This is a genomic window from Thomasclavelia ramosa DSM 1402, assembly GCF_014131695.1.
In the GTDB taxonomy this organism is placed as follows: domain Bacteria; phylum Bacillota_I; class Bacilli_A; order Erysipelotrichales; family Coprobacillaceae; genus Thomasclavelia; species Thomasclavelia ramosa.
Genome location: NZ_CP036346.1, coordinates 1,063,444 through 1,081,033 on the forward strand (window position 1 = coordinate 1,063,444; position 17,590 = coordinate 1,081,033).

Here is a 17,590-nt window from a genome sequence, read left to right on the forward strand (position 1 = left end):
TTTAGATTAATCCTACTAGATCTAGTGATGGTTTTAATGTTTCTTCTCCTGGTTTCCATTTTGCTGGACATACTTCATCACCGTGCTCATAAACAAATTGTGAAGCTTGAACACGTCTAAATAATTCATCGGCATTACGTCCAACGTTTCCAGCGATTACTTCATACATAACAACTTTTCCTTCTGGATTAATGATGAAACTTCCACGTTCTGCTAAACCATCAGCTTCAATATATACATCTAGATCTTTTGCTAATTTAGCAGTAGGATCAGCTAACATTGGATAATTGATTTTCTTAATTGTTTTAGATGTATCGTGCCAAGCTTTATGAACGAAATGAGTATCACATGATACTGAATAAATTTCACAATTTATATTTTTAAATTCTTCGTATTTATTTGCCAAATCCTCTAATTCAGTTGGGCAGACAAATGTAAAATCTGCAGGATAGAAGAATAAGACATTCCATTTTCCTAATAAATCTTCTTTTTTGATTGTTTTAAATTCATTTTCATGAAAGGCTTGAGCCTCAAATTCTGTTATTTCTTTTCCGATTAATGACATTGTTTTTCTCCTTTTTTTTATTAATTTTCAACTACTTGGCTTATCATCCAAATAGATTTTGTGAATTCTTTAATATAATCATCCATTAAAGATGAAATTAAATAATTATTTTCATTATCTGCATTATTTTTTAATGATTTAATCCTATCTAATAAATAATTAAAATCATTTAGAACTACTTTATAGATATCTTTTGATGCAATATGTTCACCTTTGACTTCTTCAATTGCAGAAATATCTAAGAATTCTTGCATTGATGCTGCTGGTTTAAAACCAGTCATCAAGATAGCTTCCGCAACTTCATCAATGGCTTTATTAACTCCGTTATATAGTTCTTCTAATTTTGCATGGACAGTAAAGAAATCTTTTCCTTTAATATACCAGTGATAACTTTGTAATTTGTGGTATTCAACTACTAAATCTGCTAATAGTTTATTTAATTGTTTATCCATTGTGTTTCACTCCTTTACTATTTTTATTACCTTTTGTCGACAAAGATTTATAGTTATTTAGGTTAGCTCTTGCTAACTGTATAAATCTTAACATGGAATGATGATGGATACAAATATTATGCACCTTTATTTTTTATTTATGCCAAATTAGTATTTTATTGTATTATTTAGAGAGAATAAATTAATAAATAAAAAAAGTAGATTTAATCTACTTTTTTACAAGACTCTCGTTCAATTAAAGTACATGGGAGTGTTATTCTCATTGGAGTAGGAGAATTATATTTGCTTAAAATATTATATACCATACTTGCTCCATATTCCCCCATAAGTGATGCTGGAGCATAAATTGTTGTCAGTGGTGGATTAGTGAAGCTGGCTGCCTTAATATCATCAAAACCAACTAGTGAAATATCTCTTGGAACACTGAGATTATGTTCTTGAAGAGCTCTAAGAGCCCCAATTGCGATTGGATCGCTGGCACAAAAAATCGCTGATGGTAAATCTTTTTGATTGATCAGATCCATCATCATGGAATAACCAGATTCAGTTGTAAATTCACCTTCAAGTAAATATTTTTTGTAAATAATCTTATTTTTGTTACAATAATCAATAAATATTTCTTTACGAGCATCTTGATATACAACATTGTCTTCAAGATATTCTTTACCGCCTAAATAACCGATCTTATGATGATTTAAAGATTTTAAATAATCTAAAGCATCAATAACCGCTTTGTGGAAGTCTAAAGTGATCGTACTGTCATCACTATTTGGACTATGCATATCTAGAAAGATAACTTTATTTGAAATCTTTTTAAATTGAGAAATTTCATTATTATTAAACTTACCAACACAAACTAGGCCATCTACACCTTTCAAAACATCTAGATAGTTTTGATCGGCTCTAAAAGTTCTAATAACATTTATATTATTTTGTAAGCAAAAGTTCTCGATACCTTGTCTTATTTGTAAATAATAAGGGTCATCAATTTCTTGTTGCAATGAATACCATTGAACAATTCCAATCGTGAATTCATTTTTGGTTGCCTTTCTTTTCTTTATATAGTTTAATTCTTTAGCTGCATTAAATACCGCCTGCCTTGTCTCTTCAGGAACAGATAATGTTTTATCATTGTTTAAAATTCTTGAAACAGTGGCACTGGAAACATTTGCTAGCTCTGCAACATCTTTAATTGTAGCCATGATTACCCTCCTTGATGTACTTAATATTATAACCTATTTTCGGCCAATATAAAAGTTCCAAGCGGTAGAAATTATTTTTTCTATGTCAGTATATTTAGGTTCCCAACCTAATATTTCTTTTGCCTTTGTATTATTAGCAACTAATTTTGCAGGATCACCAGCACGACGTGCCGCCTTTGTAACTGCAATAGGCAGATTTGTAACTTTTTTGGCAGCGTTGATAATTTCTAAAACTGAATAGCCCTCACCATTACCTAAGTTAAATATATTGCTTGGATTTCCAGCTTTTAAATAATTTAAAGCCTTGATATGCGCATCGGCAAGATCCATTACATGAATATAATCACGAATACAGGTACCATCTTTAGTATCATAATCATCACCAAATACATAAATACTTTCTCTAATTCCTAATGGGACTTGTAAAATTAATGGAATCAAGTGTGTCTCAGGATTATGAAGTTCACCAATTTTACCATTTGGATGGGCACCGCAAGCATTAAAATATCTTAAAGCTACAAAACTCATTCCATAAGCGCTAGAACACCATTTCATCAATTTTTCCATTGCTAATTTAGTTTCTCCGTATGGATTAGTTGGATATGTTTCATCGTCTTCCTCGATTGGAATACGTTTAGGTTCACCATAAGTTGCAGCAGTAGAAGAAAAGACAATATGTTTTACACTATGATTTTTCATTACTTCAAGTAAAACAATCATGCCATAAACATTATTATCATAATATTCTAATGGCTCTTTCATACTAACACCAACTAATGAATTGGCGGCAAAATGAATTACACCATCAATTTTTTCTTGTTCAAAAACATTATTTAAAAATGTTTTATCACGTAGATCTCCTTGATAAAACTTGGCTTTAGGATGAATCAATTCTTTAAAACCAGTTTGAAGGTTATCAACGATAACTACCTCTTTTCCATTTTCGATTAATTGATATACAGTATGGCTTCCAATATAGCCAGCACCACCTAATACTAATATACTCATTTTGAGTCCCCCTTTTTTATTTTTACAACGCTATTATAATTCTTTAGTAAACATTAGTCAATAAATTAGTAAATATTTACTTATAATTTAGTAAAAATGATTGACAATATTTATAGTTAGAGCTACAATATAATTGTGTAAAAGGGAGGAATTACTATAATGAACCATGAAATTAATCGGTTAATTCAGTTTGCTTTAGACAAAGAGATGATTACTAAAGATGAATGTGATTATTCAGTAAACCTATTATTAGATTTATTTGATGAAAATGACTTTGAATATGAAGAGATTAATGAACACTTACCGTTAGCGACACCTATCTTAGAAAAGATGTTGGATCATGCAGTAACAAAAGGATTAATTGAGGATAATACCACAAGTAGAGATCTATTTGATACTAAAATAATGAATTGTATTATGCCTAGACCCCATATTGTAAATGAAAAATTTAAGCAGAAATATATGGTAAGTCCTAAAGTAGCAACTGATTATTATTACAAATTATCAATTGCTTCTAATTATATTAGAAAGAGTCGTACGGATAAAAATATTATTTGGAAAAAGTATGTTAAATATGGAAATATTGAGATTTCTATCAATTTATCAAAGCCGGAAAAAGATCCAAAAGAAATTGCTAAAGCTAAATTGATTAAATCAAGCGGATATCCTAAATGTTTATTGTGTAAAGAAAACGTTGGTTTTAGTGGCGATTTGAATCGGGCGGCTCGACAAACTCATCGAATTATTCCAATTGAATTGGCGACTGGAAATTATTATTTACAATATTCACCATATGTTTATTATAATGAGCATTGTATTGTGTTTAATGAGGAACATAAGCCGATGGTGATTAATGAGAACACGTTTAAGAATCTGTTTTCATTTTTAGATATATTTCCTCATTACATGATTGGATCAAATGCTGATTTACCAATTGTTGGTGGATCAATCTTAAGTCATGATCACTATCAAGGTGGAAATTATGAATTTCCAATTCAAGGTGCAGAAGTTTTAAAGACACTAATTTCTGATAAATATCCAAGTACATTGATTGAAGTGGTTAAATGGCCATTATCGACAGTTCGATTAACTTCAGAGAATAAAGAAGAATTAGTCGCTTTATCAGTGAAAATGTTAGATTACTGGCGCCATTATAATGCTCCAGTTTTAGATATAATCTCGCATACAGAGGATATTCCGCATAACACAATTACACCGATTGCTCGTCGTAAAGGTGATAAGTATCAAATTGATTTAGTCTTAAGAAATAATCGGACAAGTACAAAATATCCTGATGGAATTTTTCACCCTCATCAAGAATCACATCATATTAAAAAAGAAAATATTGGTCTGATCGAAGTAATGGGGTTAGCTATTTTACCAGCTCGATTAAAAGATGAATTAAAATTATTAAGTGACTGTTTATTGAAAAAAGCAAAGATTGAAGAATATCCAGAATTAGATAAACACCATTCATGGTATCAACAGTTGTTAGCGCAACATGAATTTACAGAGACAAATATTGATGAAATCTTGAAGGAAGCAGTAGCAATTAAATTTGTTAATGTATTAGAAGATGCTGGTGTTTTTAAAATGGATGATTATGGAATTGATGCCTTAACAAGTTTCGTGGAAACAGTTTTGAAAGGAGAATAAGATGATAAAGGTAATCGAAAAGATTGATGATAAAATTGATCTAATTCAAATGAAAAATGATGATTTAGAAGTTGTTGTTTCAAACTATGGTTGTACGATTGTTAAAGTTTTAATGAAAGATAAAGATGGAAATATTGATGATGTAGTGCTAGGGTATGATGATTTTAGAGATTATCAGACTAAAGACGCTTATTTAGGGGCATTAGTTGGGAGAACAGCTAATCGTATCGGTAAAGGTAAGTTTACTTTAAACAGTGAAACTTATACGCTGCCAATTAATAATGGTCCTAATTGTTTACATGGTGGGGTCAAAGGTTTTTCATATCAGATATTTGATTATCAAATACTTGAGGATTCAATTGAGTTTACTTATTTGTCAAAAGATGGTGAAGAGGGATATCCTGGTAATTTAGCATTCAAAGCAATTTACACTTTAAATAAAGATACTTTAATTGTACGTTATCAAGCAACTAGTGATAAGGATACAATTATTAATATTACTAATCATTCGTATTTTAATTTGTCGGGGGCTAAAGAAGATATTTATAATCATCAATTGTTAGTGCATAGTGATAAATATGCATGTGTTGATTCTGATGGATTACCGACTGGTAAATTTAATCTAGTAAAAGATACTCCATTTGATTTTAATTCAATGACAAGAATTGGTGATGTAATTGATAGTGATGATGAGCAGCTTAAATTAGGTGCCGGTTATGACCATCCGTTCATTTTTAACCAAGATAAAGACCAAGCTATATTATATCATGAAGCTACTGGACGTAAATTGACAGTAAGTACATCATTGCCGGGAGCTCAAATTTATAGTGCTAATTATTTAGATGGACGTATCGGTAAATATGGAATTGTATATCCAAGAAGATTCGCATTATGTATTGAAACTCAAAATCTTCCCGATGCAATTAATATTGAAGAGGATCCAACAACAATTTTAAAGAAAGGTGAAGTATATGATGAAATAACATCATATAAATTTGAGGTAATAAAATAATGATTAAAGCAACAATTTTAGTAGAAGAATTAAATAATAAAAAGTATGATGAGTTATTAAATGATATTTATGTAGATACAAATCTTTTAGATTATCAACGTGAGCGATATGTTAAAGCAATCAATAAATATGTATCATTGTATGGTGATACCGATGTAGAAATTTACAGTGCTCCAGGACGTAGCGAAGTAGGAGGAAATCATACAGATCATCAGCATGGTTGTGTTTTAGCAGCAGCAGTTAATCTTGATGCAATCGCTGTTGTTGGAAGAGTTGACAATAAAATTAAAGTATTATCTGATGATTTTGATATTGCGCCAATTAATTTAGAAGACTTAGAAATAAAAAAGGCTGAAGAAGGAACATCTGAGGCTTTAATTCGTGGGGTATGCGCTCGGTTAAAAGAATTAGGATATAATGTTGGTGGTTTTAATGCTTTTATTACTAGTGATGTATTAATGGGAGCAGGATTATCATCTTCAGCAGCTTTTGAAACGATTATTGGTACTATTATTTCTGGTTTATATAATGATATGACTATTGACCCTGTTGTAATTGCTCAAGTTGGTCAATATGCTGAAAATGTATACTTTGGTAAACCTTGTGGTTTAATGGATCAATGTGCTAGTTCAGTAGGTAGCTTGATTAATATTGATTTTAATGATGTGGCTAAGCCAATTGTTAATAAAGTAGATGTTGATTTTTCTAAATTTGGACACAGTTTATGTATTGTTGATACAAAAGGATCACATGCTGATTTAACTGATGAATATGCAGCAATTCCTATGGAAATGAAAAAAGTAGCTAACTATTTTGGTAAAGAATTTTTACGTGAAGTAGATGAGGAAGATTTCTTTAATGATATAGCAGGTGCTAGAAAAGCTTGTCAAGACCGGGCGGTTTTAAGAGCAATTCATTTATTTGAAGAAAATAAACGGGTTGATCAAGAAGTTAAGGCTTTAAACAATAGTGATTTTGAAACATTTAAAAAAGTTGTTAAGGAATCTGGAGATAGTTCTTATAAGTTCTTGCAAAATGTGTATGCAAACTGCGATGTTCAGAATCAAAGTGTTTCAATTGGATTAGCCATGTCAGAAAAAATTATTGGCCGAAATGGCGTTTGTCGGGTTCATGGTGGTGGTTTTGCGGGAACGATTCAAGCTTTTGTTAAAGATGAATTTGTAACTGCTTATAAGACTGAAATTGAAAGAGTTTTTGGTAAAGGAAGCTGTCATGTATTAAAAGTTCGCAAGTATGGCGGTAAAAAAGTAATTTAAAAGTTGGGCAGAAGAAAGTGAACTCTGTTATTTGAGCATATTAAAATAATGGAGCTTCACTATAGAAATGCCCTTTTTTAATAGGAGGAAAAATGTATTATTTGGGAGTAGACTTGGGCGGAACAACTATTAAAGAAGGACTCTTTGATGAACAGTTACAATTATTAAAAATGGTTCAAAAAAATACAGGAGCAAGTTTGGGTGCAGATATAGTTTTAAAAAGAATTGAAAAATGTTTAGAAATATTAGTTTTAAAGAATAATCTTTCATTTGAACAGATAGATGCTCTAGGTATAGGAGTACCGGGTTTGTTAAATCGAAATGACGGTATTTCTTTATTTTCTCCTAATTTTAATAATTGGCACAATGTCAAGATCAAAGAATGGTTTGAACATAAGTGGCTGATTCCAACTGTAATTGATAATGATGTTAGAATGCATCTTTATGGAGAATTGTATTTTGGAGCTGGGAAAGGTTTTAAAAATATTATTTTAATTGCAATTGGGACCGGTTTAGGTTCTGGAATCGTAGTAGATGGACATGTTTTATACGGTGCAAATGACAGTGTCGGAGAAATTGGGCATATGAATATGTATCGTCATGGGAGAGCTTGTCGTTGTGGTAGTAGTGGGTGCTTGGGTAGGTACGTTTCTGCAGTTGGAATGATCAATACGTTTAAAGAAAAGGATATTGATCATATGAGTATTGTTAATAGATGGGTAAATAATTGTGATGAGATCACTGCAAAGATGATCTGCCAAGCTTATGATTTAAATGATTCGATTGCCGTTGCGACTCTTAAAGAGACAGGAGAAATACTTGGTTATGGGATAACTAACCTTATTAACTTATTTAATCCTGAACGTATTATTATTGGTGGTGGAGTATCAAATGCAGGAGAGCGGTTATTAGCTTCAACTCGAGAGGTTGCTGCTATTCATGCTTTGGAAATTGCTAGTAATAACTGTGATCTAGTGGTTGCAGAACTTGGGGAACAAGCGGGAATGTATGGTGCAGCTAAATACGCTAAAAGAAAACTAATATTATGATGCCGTCGTTAAACTAGATAAATCATACAATAGTAATCTTTTTTATTAATATTAGATTAGTATTTTTTATCTCTGTGTTTAATGAGAAAAGAAGTAAAGTTTAAAAAGTACAAATTAGGTGAAAACAGTTTGTACTTTTTAAATTTGGTAATTATTACAAATATTCTTTGTTTATAGTAAAATTAGGAAAGAGAAGTTATCAAGCTTGATGTTATAAATGAGGAAAAATTGAGGATTGTGATCTGTATAAGCTTTAAATGGCCAATGATAAATTTTTGAAATATAGCTATTTTTAATCATTTGAAATAACTAGGATTTAATTAGACAATTGATCTGGGAAATAAGTTATTTTTCCTTAAAAATATTTTTGATAAGCAGATTGTTTTTTATATCTTTAATAAAAAAAATGGAGATAATTAAATTTTTTGCACGAATAATATAAAAGGTGCTCGCAATTAAATTTATTGTAGAAATGGTTCAAGGGGAAAATGGTGGATTATTATTTGGAAATGTCAATAAGAGAATTAAGTTATTGTATGACGATGAATATGGGGTAAATTAAATATTTTTAGTATTATTGATTATGATGTGATTATTTCAACTATTTTACCAATTATTCTCAATGAAAATATTGAAAAAATGAGCATAGTTTGTCAACGGGAGGACAATCTTATGCTCATTTATATTATACAACTTTTAAAAATTTTATCTATGATTTGAACTTGATTGTCATTTGTGGGATAATATTGAGCGGTGATAAAAATGAAAGATAGAGAGTTAATAGCTAGAATTATAATAAATATTTTAGATGTAAAAAATTGTCAACAGTGGGAACTGTTTACCGGAGAAGATATGTATGAACAAGTTTGTAATTATATCTTAAATATTAGTAAAGGAAATAATACTGCCGAAGAATATGCGCGTAAAATGATGGAAGAAAACAAACCGGTCATTGATAGGATTGTTCAAGGTGAAGATATTCCCAATGAAGAGTATAATGTGTTTACGGAATCTTTTAGAAAATATAACAGAAAGTTTAGAAGATAGTAACCCTATTTTTAATGATATTAAAAAGCGCCTAATTTTATTAGGTGCTTTTTATTAGTGAATCAAATATTCCTTTTCGATAATTGGCTTAAATTTGTCACAGGTAGCTTTATTCGTCACATTGGAAATCTCAATAAACAAAATCGGAGTATATTCTTCATTTACGATTGAATATGGGTTATTTTTAATTATTTGAAGAATTAACTCTAGGTCACGTTCTTCCATAGAAATATTATGTGCATAACAGATTTCTTTTAGATTATGTAATGATAGATTTTGCAAGCGATGATTCACTATTTGCCAATTTGTCATATAGCATCCTCCTTTCAAGCTATATATGATTAACTCATTTTCTATATTCATATTATACCGCTATGAAAAATGGATAACAAATGATATAGCTCATTGTTTTTTAATCTACGATAAAGTATTTTTGTTGTTATATTTAAAGATAACCACCCTAATAATATTTGTTTAACTTTCAACAAATATTAGTTTTTTCTTATTGTGAAAAAATGTAATTTATTCATAATAAATAGTTTATTATAGAACTGTTCATTAACGAACAGTTAGGAGTAGAGAAATGAAGAAAACCTTTTTAATGGCAATTTATCCTTATTTATTAAAGCAATATAATATTATGTTTGAAACAATACAAAAAAAGTATCAAATCACTCAAATTGAAATTGATGTATTGGCATTTTTAGCTAATAATCCTGAGTATCATCATGCTCAAGATATTGTCAATATCCGGGGTATTTCTAAGGCGTATGTTTCTTGTTCGCTTGACAAACTAGTCAAAAGAGGGCTCGTTGAACGCCAAGTAGATAATGAAAATCGTCGTTGTAATTGTTTGTTTGTAACACCATATGCTAATGAGCTGATTAAAGAAATTCGGGCTGTTCAAGATAATTATAATGAAATTGCTTATCAGGGGTTAAGTGATCAAGATAAAGAACAGTTTAACCGATTAATTAGCCAAATTTATGAAAATTTAGGAGGGAATAACAATGAATGAGCGACTTGCTAATGAAAAAATTTCAAAGTTACTGCTATCACTGGCGATACCATCGATCTTAGCACAAATGGTAACCTTGCTATACAATTTAGTGGATCGAATTTATATTGGAAGAATGGAGGATGGAGCTTTAGCAATTGCTGGAATTGGTTTGTGTAGTGCAATTATTACAATAATTACCGCTTTTACTAATTTGTTTGGCCGTGGTGGGGCACCATTAGCTTCAATAAGTCTAGGAGCTGATGAAAATGACCAAGCAAATAAAATAATCTCAAATTGTTTTAGTTCTTTAGTATTAAGTTCAATAGTTATCATGATTGTTTTATATATATTTGGTGAAGAAATTTTATTATTGTTTGGTGCAAGTGCAAATACGTTATCATATGCCAAAGATTATTTAAATATTTATTTATTGGGGACGATTTTTGTACAATTAAGTGTGGGAATGAATTATTTTATTAATTGCCAAGGGTATGCGAAGTTTGGAATGTTAACGTTAGTTATTGGAGGCGCGTTAAATATTATTCTAGATCCAATTTTTATTTTTACTTTAAATATGGGAGTAGCGGGAGCGGCCTTGGCTACGATCATTTCGCAATTTGTTTCTTTTTTATGGGTAATGCATTTTATTTTTTCGAAACGGTCAACAATAAAAATAAAGAAAGAATACTTGTTCTTTGATAAAATAATTATGAAAAGAGTATTGGGTTTAGGGATTTCACCATTTTTTATGAATAGTACGGAGGGAATCTTACAAGTATGTTTTAATCGACAATTATTATTTTTTGGCGGTGATATTGCCGTTAGTTCTATGACAATTATGGCTTCAATGGCCCAAATTGTCTTTTTACCAATGGAAGGAATAGCCCAAGGGAGCCAGCCGATAATTTCTTTTAATTATGGTGCTAGACAAAAAGAACGAGTTATTGAGGCAATCAAAATGGTAATTAAGGTGGCCTTGACATTTTCAGTAATAATGGTAACTTTGATGGAGTTGTTCCCGGCGCTTTTTGTTAGCATGTTTACTAACGATCTAGAACTAATGGAATTGGGGGTAAAGATGTTAAGAGTGTATATCTTTGGCTATATTATTATTGGTGCTAATAGCTCTTTTCAACAAATCTATACATCATTGGGCGAAGGAAAAAGATCATTTTTCTTTGCTTTCTATCGCAAGATAATTTTATTAATTCCTTTGATTTATATTTTACCTAATTTCATTAGCAATGGTGTATTAGCGGTAATGCTGGCAGAACCAGTATCTGATTTATTAACAACAGGAACTAACGCGATTTTCTTCAAGCGTTTTATCAATGATAAGTTGAAATAATTACATAAAAATAAGAAAGGCGACAGGATAAGTCGCTTTTTGTATGCAATAAAATTCACAGATAATCTATGGGTCAAGAAAAAGCTTTAGTGCAGAGAAAATTATGTAGTTATAATAGGAAAAGTTACAAAGAATATATAAAGAGTCAATTAAAAGGTGGAATAACTTGTACTTGATTTAAAATAAGAATTAGCGTAAGTGGTAGAGACAGATTGCATGAAATGAAGGAACTTTAGCATTTACTCTGTATACCTGCACATGAAAATCTTCAGCTTAGCCGGAAGATAATTATTTATATAAAATATAAATAATTATCTTATTAAAAGAATTGAAAAATTTATTATATTTTAGTAAAATATATATGTATTTCACTAAAATATAAGTAAAATTGGAGGCTATTATGAAAGGAACACAAGCAGATTTAAATTGGTTAGCAGATCCTAAAGTTTTTGCGGTAAATCGCTTAAATGCTTATAGTGATCATTCTTATTATCTCGATATTGATAAAGCATTGAATGGAGATGCAATGGAATTAAAGCAGTCTTTAAATGGACGCTGGTATTTTAATTATGCTAAAAATCCTAATGAAAGATTTGTTGATTTTTATAAAGAGGATATTGATTGTCATTATTTTGATATGATCGATGTACCAGGTCATATTCAAATGCAAGGTTATGATCAGATGCAGTATATTAATACTTTATACCCATGGGATGGGCATGAGAAATTAAGACCACCACATATATCAAGTGACGATAATCCTGTAGGAAGTTACGTTTGCTATTTTGAAGTAAATGAAGCATTAAAGAATAAAACAACTCGTCTGGTTTTTGATGGAGTTGAAACGGCTTATTATGTTTGGTTAAATGGAGAATTTATTGGTTATAGTGAGGATTCATTTACGCCATCAAGTTTTGATGTAACTTATGCTTTAAAAGATGGTGAAAATAAATTAGCGGTTGAGGTTTATAAACGCTCTAGTGCCAGCTGGTTAGAAGATCAGGATTTTTGGCGCTTTTCAGGGATTTTTAGAGATGTAAGTTTATATGCTATAGAAGACATTCATATTAATGATCTGTTTGTTAAGACTACTTTAAAAAATAATTATAAAGATGTCCAGGTATCGGTCAATTTAGATGTAATTGCTAAAAAAGAGGGCTATCTAAATACTGCTTTATATGATCAGAATAATAATATTATTTATCAAGCAAAGCAATTGCCATTAACTAATTTTTCGTTTGGACTGACTAATGTTAATTTATGGTCAAGTGAAAATCCATATTTGTATAAACTATTGTTAACCGTTTATGATCATGATGATAATTTAGTAGAAGTTATACCACAAAAAATTGGATTTAGAGAGTTTAAAATGGATCAAGGGATAATGAAGTTAAATGGTCAAAGAATTGTCTTTAGAGGTGTTAATCGTCATGAATTTGCTGCTGATAAAGGTCGGGCTATTACAAAAGAGGATATGCTATATGATATCAAATTTATGAAAATGCATAACATTAATGCAGTAAGAACATCTCATTATCCAAATCAATCATTGTGGTATGATCTATGTGATGAGTATGGAATTTATTTAATTGATGAAGCAAATTTAGAGAGTCATGGTTCATGGCAAAAATTAGGTGCTTGTGAACCGTCATGGAATATTCCAGGAAACCTGCCACAATGGCATGATGTCGTTGTTGATCGTGCTAATACAATGCTACAGCGTGATAAAAATCATCCTTCGATTTTAATTTGGTCATGTGGTAATGAATCATACGCGGGAACAAATATTGTTGCTATGGCTAATCATTTTAGAGAAAATGATCCGACTCGTTTAGTTCATTATGAAGGTTGTGTATGGAATCGTGATTATTGTGAAGCAACTGACATGGAATCACGTATGTATGCAAAAGCGAAAGAAATTGAAACATATTTACAGGGCAATCCTGCAAAACCGTATATTAGTTGTGAATATATGCATGCTATGGGAAACTCTCTAGGTGGAATGAAACAGTATACTGATTTAGAAGATAAGTATGCTCAATATCAAGGTGGTTTTATTTGGGACTATATTGATCAGGCAGTGTACTATACAAATGGTTATGGTGAAAAAGTTCTTGGTTATGGTGGAGATTTTAAAGAACGCTATACTGATTATAATTTCTGTGGCGATGGAATTGTTTTTGCTGATCGTACTATTTCGCCAAAAGCTCAAGAAGTTAAATATTTATATCAAGATATTATTATTAAGCCGACAGATGCAGGTGTCATAATTACAAATAAAATGATGTTTAGTAACACTAGTAAATATCAATTTGTTTATCAATTAAAACAAGGTAAAAAAGTTTTACAGGAGGGATGTTTCATAGCCGATGTAAAACCTGGAGACTCTAAAGAAATATTGATTCCGTGGTTAACAAAATTAGATAAAGAAGCTGTTAAGACAGTTAGTGCTTTATTGAAAGATGATCAAATTTGGGCTAAAGCTGGTTTTGAAGTTGCTTTCGGTCAAACTATAGTTGGTGAATATAAACCGCTCTCAGTTTCTAAACAACCGCTAAAAGTTATTATTGGTGATGGTAATATCGGTATAAGATACAATGATTTTGAAGTGATGTTTGCTAATAGTGAAGGATTAATTTCATTAAAATATGGGAACCATGAATATATCGCAAGAGCTCCACGTCCTGTTTTTAGCCGAGCATCAACTGATAATGAACGCGGGTATAAACATGAGGTGAATAGTTCAATGTGGTTTGGGGCTTCAACTTTTTATAATTGTACTAAGTTTAATTATGAAGTTGCCTCTGATTATAGTAGTGTAAAAGTATTTTTTGAGTATACTTTACCGGTAATTCCTGCAACTACTGTTGATATAGTCTTTACAGTACGGGCACCAGGTATTATTAGGGTTGATTATCATTATCATGGAAAAGCAGGATTACCAGAATTACCATTAATAGGAATGTGTTTTAAACTGTATGATCAAGTTGATCGTTTTGAATATTTAGGTCGTGGACCTTTAGAAAATTATATTGATCGTAAGGATGGAGCAAAAATTGATGTTTATGATTGTCTTGTTAAGGATAACTTATCGCCATATTTAGTTCCACAAGAATGTGGAAATCGCTGTGATTTGCGTTATTTAGCAATAACTGATGAAAAAGATCAAGGAATTTGTTTCAAAATGATCGATCAGCCATTCGAAGCAACTGTTCTTCCATATAGCTTGCAGACTTTAGAAGCTGCAATGCATCAAGAAGAATTACCAAAATCATATTTTACCTTTGTAACTATTTTAGCTGCTCAAATGGGTGTTGGCGGTGATGATAGTTGGGGTGCTCCAATACTCGAAGAATACTGTATTAAAGGTGAAGAAGATGTTGAATACGCTTTCGAAATTTGTAAGCGTTAATCAACTAAAAATCTTTTGATAAATGTTATCAAAAGTCTCGCAAGTGTTTTTTAGATGGGCTATAATAAACATGTATGATAAATTGAGAAGGAAAAGGATGGTAATGACGATATGCTAAAAAACGAAGTAATGAGTAAAACAAAAATTGTATGTACGATAGGACCAGCATCAGATAACAAAGAGATGTTAACTAAATTAGTTAAAGCTGGAATGAATGTAATGAGACTTAATTTTTCTCATGGAACTCATCCTGAGCATCAGGCAAAAATTGATTTGATTACTGAAATCAATAAGGAGTTGGATACAAGCGTTGCTATTTTATTAGATACTAAAGGGCCGGAAATTAGAACAGGTGATTTTATCGATGGTTCAACTGAATTTAAAAAAGGTCAGGTTGTCACAATTTGTCAAGAAGATATTGTCGGAACAAGTGATCGTTTTACAATCACTTATAAAGAATTATATAAGGATGTAAAACCTGGTGGGTTTATTTTGGTAAATGACGGTCAAGTGGAATTGCTAGTTGATCATGTTGAAGGTACAGACATTGTATGTGTTTGTGCTAATAACGGAATTGTAAAAAATAAAAGGGGAATCAATGTACCGGGAATTAAATTAGGTTTCGATTATCTATCACCAAAAGATATTGATGATTTAACTTATGGATGTACACAACCATTCAATTATGTGGCTGCTTCTTTTGTAAGACGTGCACAAGATGTATTTGATGTAAAAAAACTTTTGGTTGAAAATGGTCGACCTGATATTCAAATCATTGCTAAGATTGAAAATAGCGAAGGTGTTGAAAACATAGATGAGATTCTAAAAATAGCTGATGGGATTATGGTTGCCCGTGGTGATTTAGGAGTTGAAGTACCTGCAGAGGATGTCCCATTGATTCAAAAGGAAGTCATTACGAAATGTAAGGATATGGGAAAATTAGTTATTACTGCTACTCAAATGCTTGAAAGTATGCAGCAAAATCCTCGCCCGACTCGTGCAGAAGTAAGTGATGTTGCCAATGCTATTTTTGATGGAACAGATGCAATCATGCTATCTGGGGAATCTGCATCAGGCCTATATCCACAAGAAGCAGTAATGACAATGAGTAAGATTGCTTTAAAAACAGAAAATAGCTTAGATTATGATGCATTACATCGTCAAGCTGTAAGAACTGCTCCACAAGATACATCTGAAGCTATTTGTATGTCAGTTGCAGAAATTGCCTCTAAATTCCAAGTTGCAGCGATTATTGCTTTTACTGAAAGTGGATTTACTGCTCGAAAAATGTCTCGTTATCGTCCTGAAGCTCGGATCATTGCTGCTACACCTGAAGTAGCAACTACTAGAGCCCTTGCAATTAACTGGGGAGTAAAACCAGTAAAATGCAAAACAATGAAAACACGTTCAAGTATGATGGATTATGCTGAAATCATTGCAAAAGAAAATGGTGTTGAATCGGGAGAACTTATTTTAGTTACTGGTGGTAAACCAGGACTTAAAGGGGATACTAGCTATTTAGAGTTAGTTCGTGTTAAATAATATTAAGGATATGACACCCAGCTTAGCTGGGTGTTTATCATAAGGAGGATATATGTTATTAAAAGATAAAATGAAGAACGGTCAATTATATCGGGAATTTGGCCATGAAAATATAGAAGATCAAGAGTATGAAAAAGAAATTGAACGTCAAAGATTAAATTGTAAAGCAAGAATGTTCGAGTATAATCATTGTCATCCTGATAATAAAAAAGAAAAACAGGATATTTTAAGAGGGTTACTAGGCCATGCTGGTGAAAATATATGGATTGAAGCTCCCGCTTATTTTGCCTACGGCTGTAATACCTATATTGGTGAAAATTTTTATGCTAATTTTAATTTGGTTGTTGTTGATGATATTGAAGTTCATATTGGTAACAATGTAATGGTTGCTCCAAATGTTACATTATCAGTAACTGGTCATCCTGTTGATCCGGAATATCGAAGAGGTGGAACGCAATTTTCATTGCCGATTGTAATTGGGGATGATGTTTGGATCGGTGCAAATAGTGTTATTTTACCGGGGGTTACGATTGGTGACAATAGTGTTATTGGAGCTGGTAGTGTTGTAACCCAAGATATTCCAGCAAATTCTGTTGCTTATGGGGTACCATGCCGAGTAATTCGCGAAATTAATGATTATGATAAAGAATATTATCGTAAAGGAAAAAAAGTTAATCTTGATTGGTAAAAGCCCATGCCTTCTTTAAAGGGATACATATTGTATAATAAAGTGAGGTGTTTAAATGGATCCGCTTCAAGATGAATATTACATGATTGATAATCAGTTAGATAGTCGGCAGCCAATTATTCCATTTTGGTTTTGGTGGTTATTTCCTCCACCATGGCAACCGGGACCACCATGGCAGCCAGGCCCACCGGGACCGGGACCACGCCCACCATGGCAGCCAGGCCCACCAGGACCGGGACCACGACCACCATGGCAGCCAGGTCCCCCAGGACCAGGGCCACGACCCCCAGGACCGCCACCACGTCCGCCACGATGGTGAAATAGTAAAAAAT

Annotated in this window: 16 protein-coding genes; 11 read left to right on the top strand and 5 right to left on the bottom strand. The window is 31.7% G+C overall.

What is annotated here, in order from left to right:
- Position 1 precedes the first annotated feature (1 nt).
- From ahpC to galE, 4 genes are all read right to left on the bottom strand, one after another.
- Positions 2-565: an alkyl hydroperoxide reductase subunit C gene (gene ahpC, locus EYR00_RS05070; protein ID WP_003534474.1), complete on the bottom strand. Its 564-nt coding sequence runs from the start codon at positions 563-565 to the stop codon at positions 2-4.
- 20 nt (positions 566-585) lie between these two features.
- Positions 586-1,017 carry a Dps family protein gene (locus EYR00_RS05075; RefSeq protein WP_003534473.1) on the bottom strand — a complete coding sequence of 144 codons (432 nt, stop codon included), beginning with the start codon at positions 1,015-1,017 and terminating at the stop codon, positions 586-588.
- A 203-nt stretch (positions 1,018-1,220) separates the two neighbouring features.
- Positions 1,221-2,219 (bottom strand): LacI family DNA-binding transcriptional regulator, encoded by a 999-nt coding sequence (locus EYR00_RS05080; protein WP_003534472.1) that lies wholly within the window; start codon positions 2,217-2,219, stop codon positions 1,221-1,223.
- A 33-nt stretch (positions 2,220-2,252) separates the two neighbouring features.
- Positions 2,253-3,227: a UDP-glucose 4-epimerase GalE gene (gene galE, locus EYR00_RS05085; RefSeq protein ID WP_003534471.1), complete on the bottom strand. Its 975-nt coding sequence runs from the start codon at positions 3,225-3,227 to the stop codon at positions 2,253-2,255.
- A 159-nt stretch (positions 3,228-3,386) separates the two neighbouring features.
- On the opposite strand from galE, the gene EYR00_RS05090 reads away from it, so the two are divergent.
- From EYR00_RS05090 to EYR00_RS05110, 5 genes are all read left to right on the top strand, one after another.
- Entirely contained in the window at positions 3,387-4,883 is a 1,497-nt protein-coding gene (locus EYR00_RS05090) for a UDP-glucose--hexose-1-phosphate uridylyltransferase (protein ID WP_003534470.1), read from the top strand.
- Between the two features lies 1 nt (position 4,884).
- Positions 4,885-5,895, top strand: coding sequence for an aldose epimerase family protein (locus EYR00_RS05095; RefSeq protein WP_003534469.1), 1,011 nt, complete (start codon positions 4,885-4,887; stop codon positions 5,893-5,895).
- Complete coding sequence (locus EYR00_RS05100; RefSeq protein WP_003534468.1) at positions 5,895-7,172, top strand: galactokinase; 1,278 nt, start codon at positions 5,895-5,897, stop codon at positions 7,170-7,172. The genes EYR00_RS05095 and EYR00_RS05100 overlap by 1 nt, the downstream gene beginning before the upstream one ends.
- Positions 7,173-7,264: 92 nt before the next feature.
- On the top strand, positions 7,265-8,221 hold the full coding sequence (locus tag EYR00_RS05105) for an ROK family protein (protein WP_003534467.1): 957 nt from the start codon (positions 7,265-7,267) through the stop codon (positions 8,219-8,221).
- 762 nt (positions 8,222-8,983) lie between these two features.
- On the top strand, positions 8,984-9,268 hold the full coding sequence (locus tag EYR00_RS05110; RefSeq protein WP_003534463.1) for a hypothetical protein: 285 nt from the start codon (positions 8,984-8,986) through the stop codon (positions 9,266-9,268).
- 54 nt (positions 9,269-9,322) lie between these two features.
- Here the strand turns inward: EYR00_RS05110 and EYR00_RS05115 are convergent, their stop codons facing one another.
- Positions 9,323-9,580, bottom strand: a complete 258-nt coding sequence (locus EYR00_RS05115) for a DUF2624 family protein (RefSeq protein WP_008792754.1) — start codon at positions 9,578-9,580, stop codon at positions 9,323-9,325.
- A 271-nt stretch (positions 9,581-9,851) separates the two neighbouring features.
- On the opposite strand from EYR00_RS05115, the gene EYR00_RS05120 reads away from it, so the two are divergent.
- The 6 genes from EYR00_RS05120 to EYR00_RS05145 all read left to right on the top strand — a co-directional run bounded on the left by EYR00_RS05120 (position 9,852) and on the right by EYR00_RS05145 (position 17,577).
- Positions 9,852-10,286, top strand: a complete 435-nt coding sequence (locus tag EYR00_RS05120; RefSeq protein WP_003534458.1) for a MarR family winged helix-turn-helix transcriptional regulator — start codon at positions 9,852-9,854, stop codon at positions 10,284-10,286.
- The gene (locus tag EYR00_RS05125; protein WP_003534455.1) at positions 10,279-11,616 is read left to right on the top strand and encodes an MATE family efflux transporter; all 1,338 of its coding nucleotides are present in this window, start codon (positions 10,279-10,281) and stop codon (positions 11,614-11,616) included. Before EYR00_RS05120 ends, EYR00_RS05125 begins: the two co-directional genes overlap by 8 nt.
- A gap of 400 nt (positions 11,617-12,016) precedes the next feature.
- The gene (gene lacZ / locus EYR00_RS05130; RefSeq protein ID WP_003534454.1) at positions 12,017-15,028 is read left to right on the top strand and encodes a beta-galactosidase, LacZ type; all 3,012 of its coding nucleotides are present in this window, start codon (positions 12,017-12,019) and stop codon (positions 15,026-15,028) included.
- Between the two features lie 111 nt (positions 15,029-15,139).
- Positions 15,140-16,570, top strand: a complete 1,431-nt coding sequence (gene pyk, locus EYR00_RS05135; protein ID WP_003534452.1) for a pyruvate kinase — start codon at positions 15,140-15,142, stop codon at positions 16,568-16,570.
- A 52-nt stretch (positions 16,571-16,622) separates the two neighbouring features.
- Complete coding sequence (locus EYR00_RS05140) at positions 16,623-17,258, top strand: sugar O-acetyltransferase (RefSeq protein ID WP_008792751.1); 636 nt, start codon at positions 16,623-16,625, stop codon at positions 17,256-17,258.
- 55 nt (positions 17,259-17,313) lie between these two features.
- On the top strand, positions 17,314-17,577 hold the full coding sequence (locus EYR00_RS05145; protein ID WP_003534448.1) for a hypothetical protein: 264 nt from the start codon (positions 17,314-17,316) through the stop codon (positions 17,575-17,577).
- Positions 17,578-17,590 lie beyond the last annotated feature (13 nt).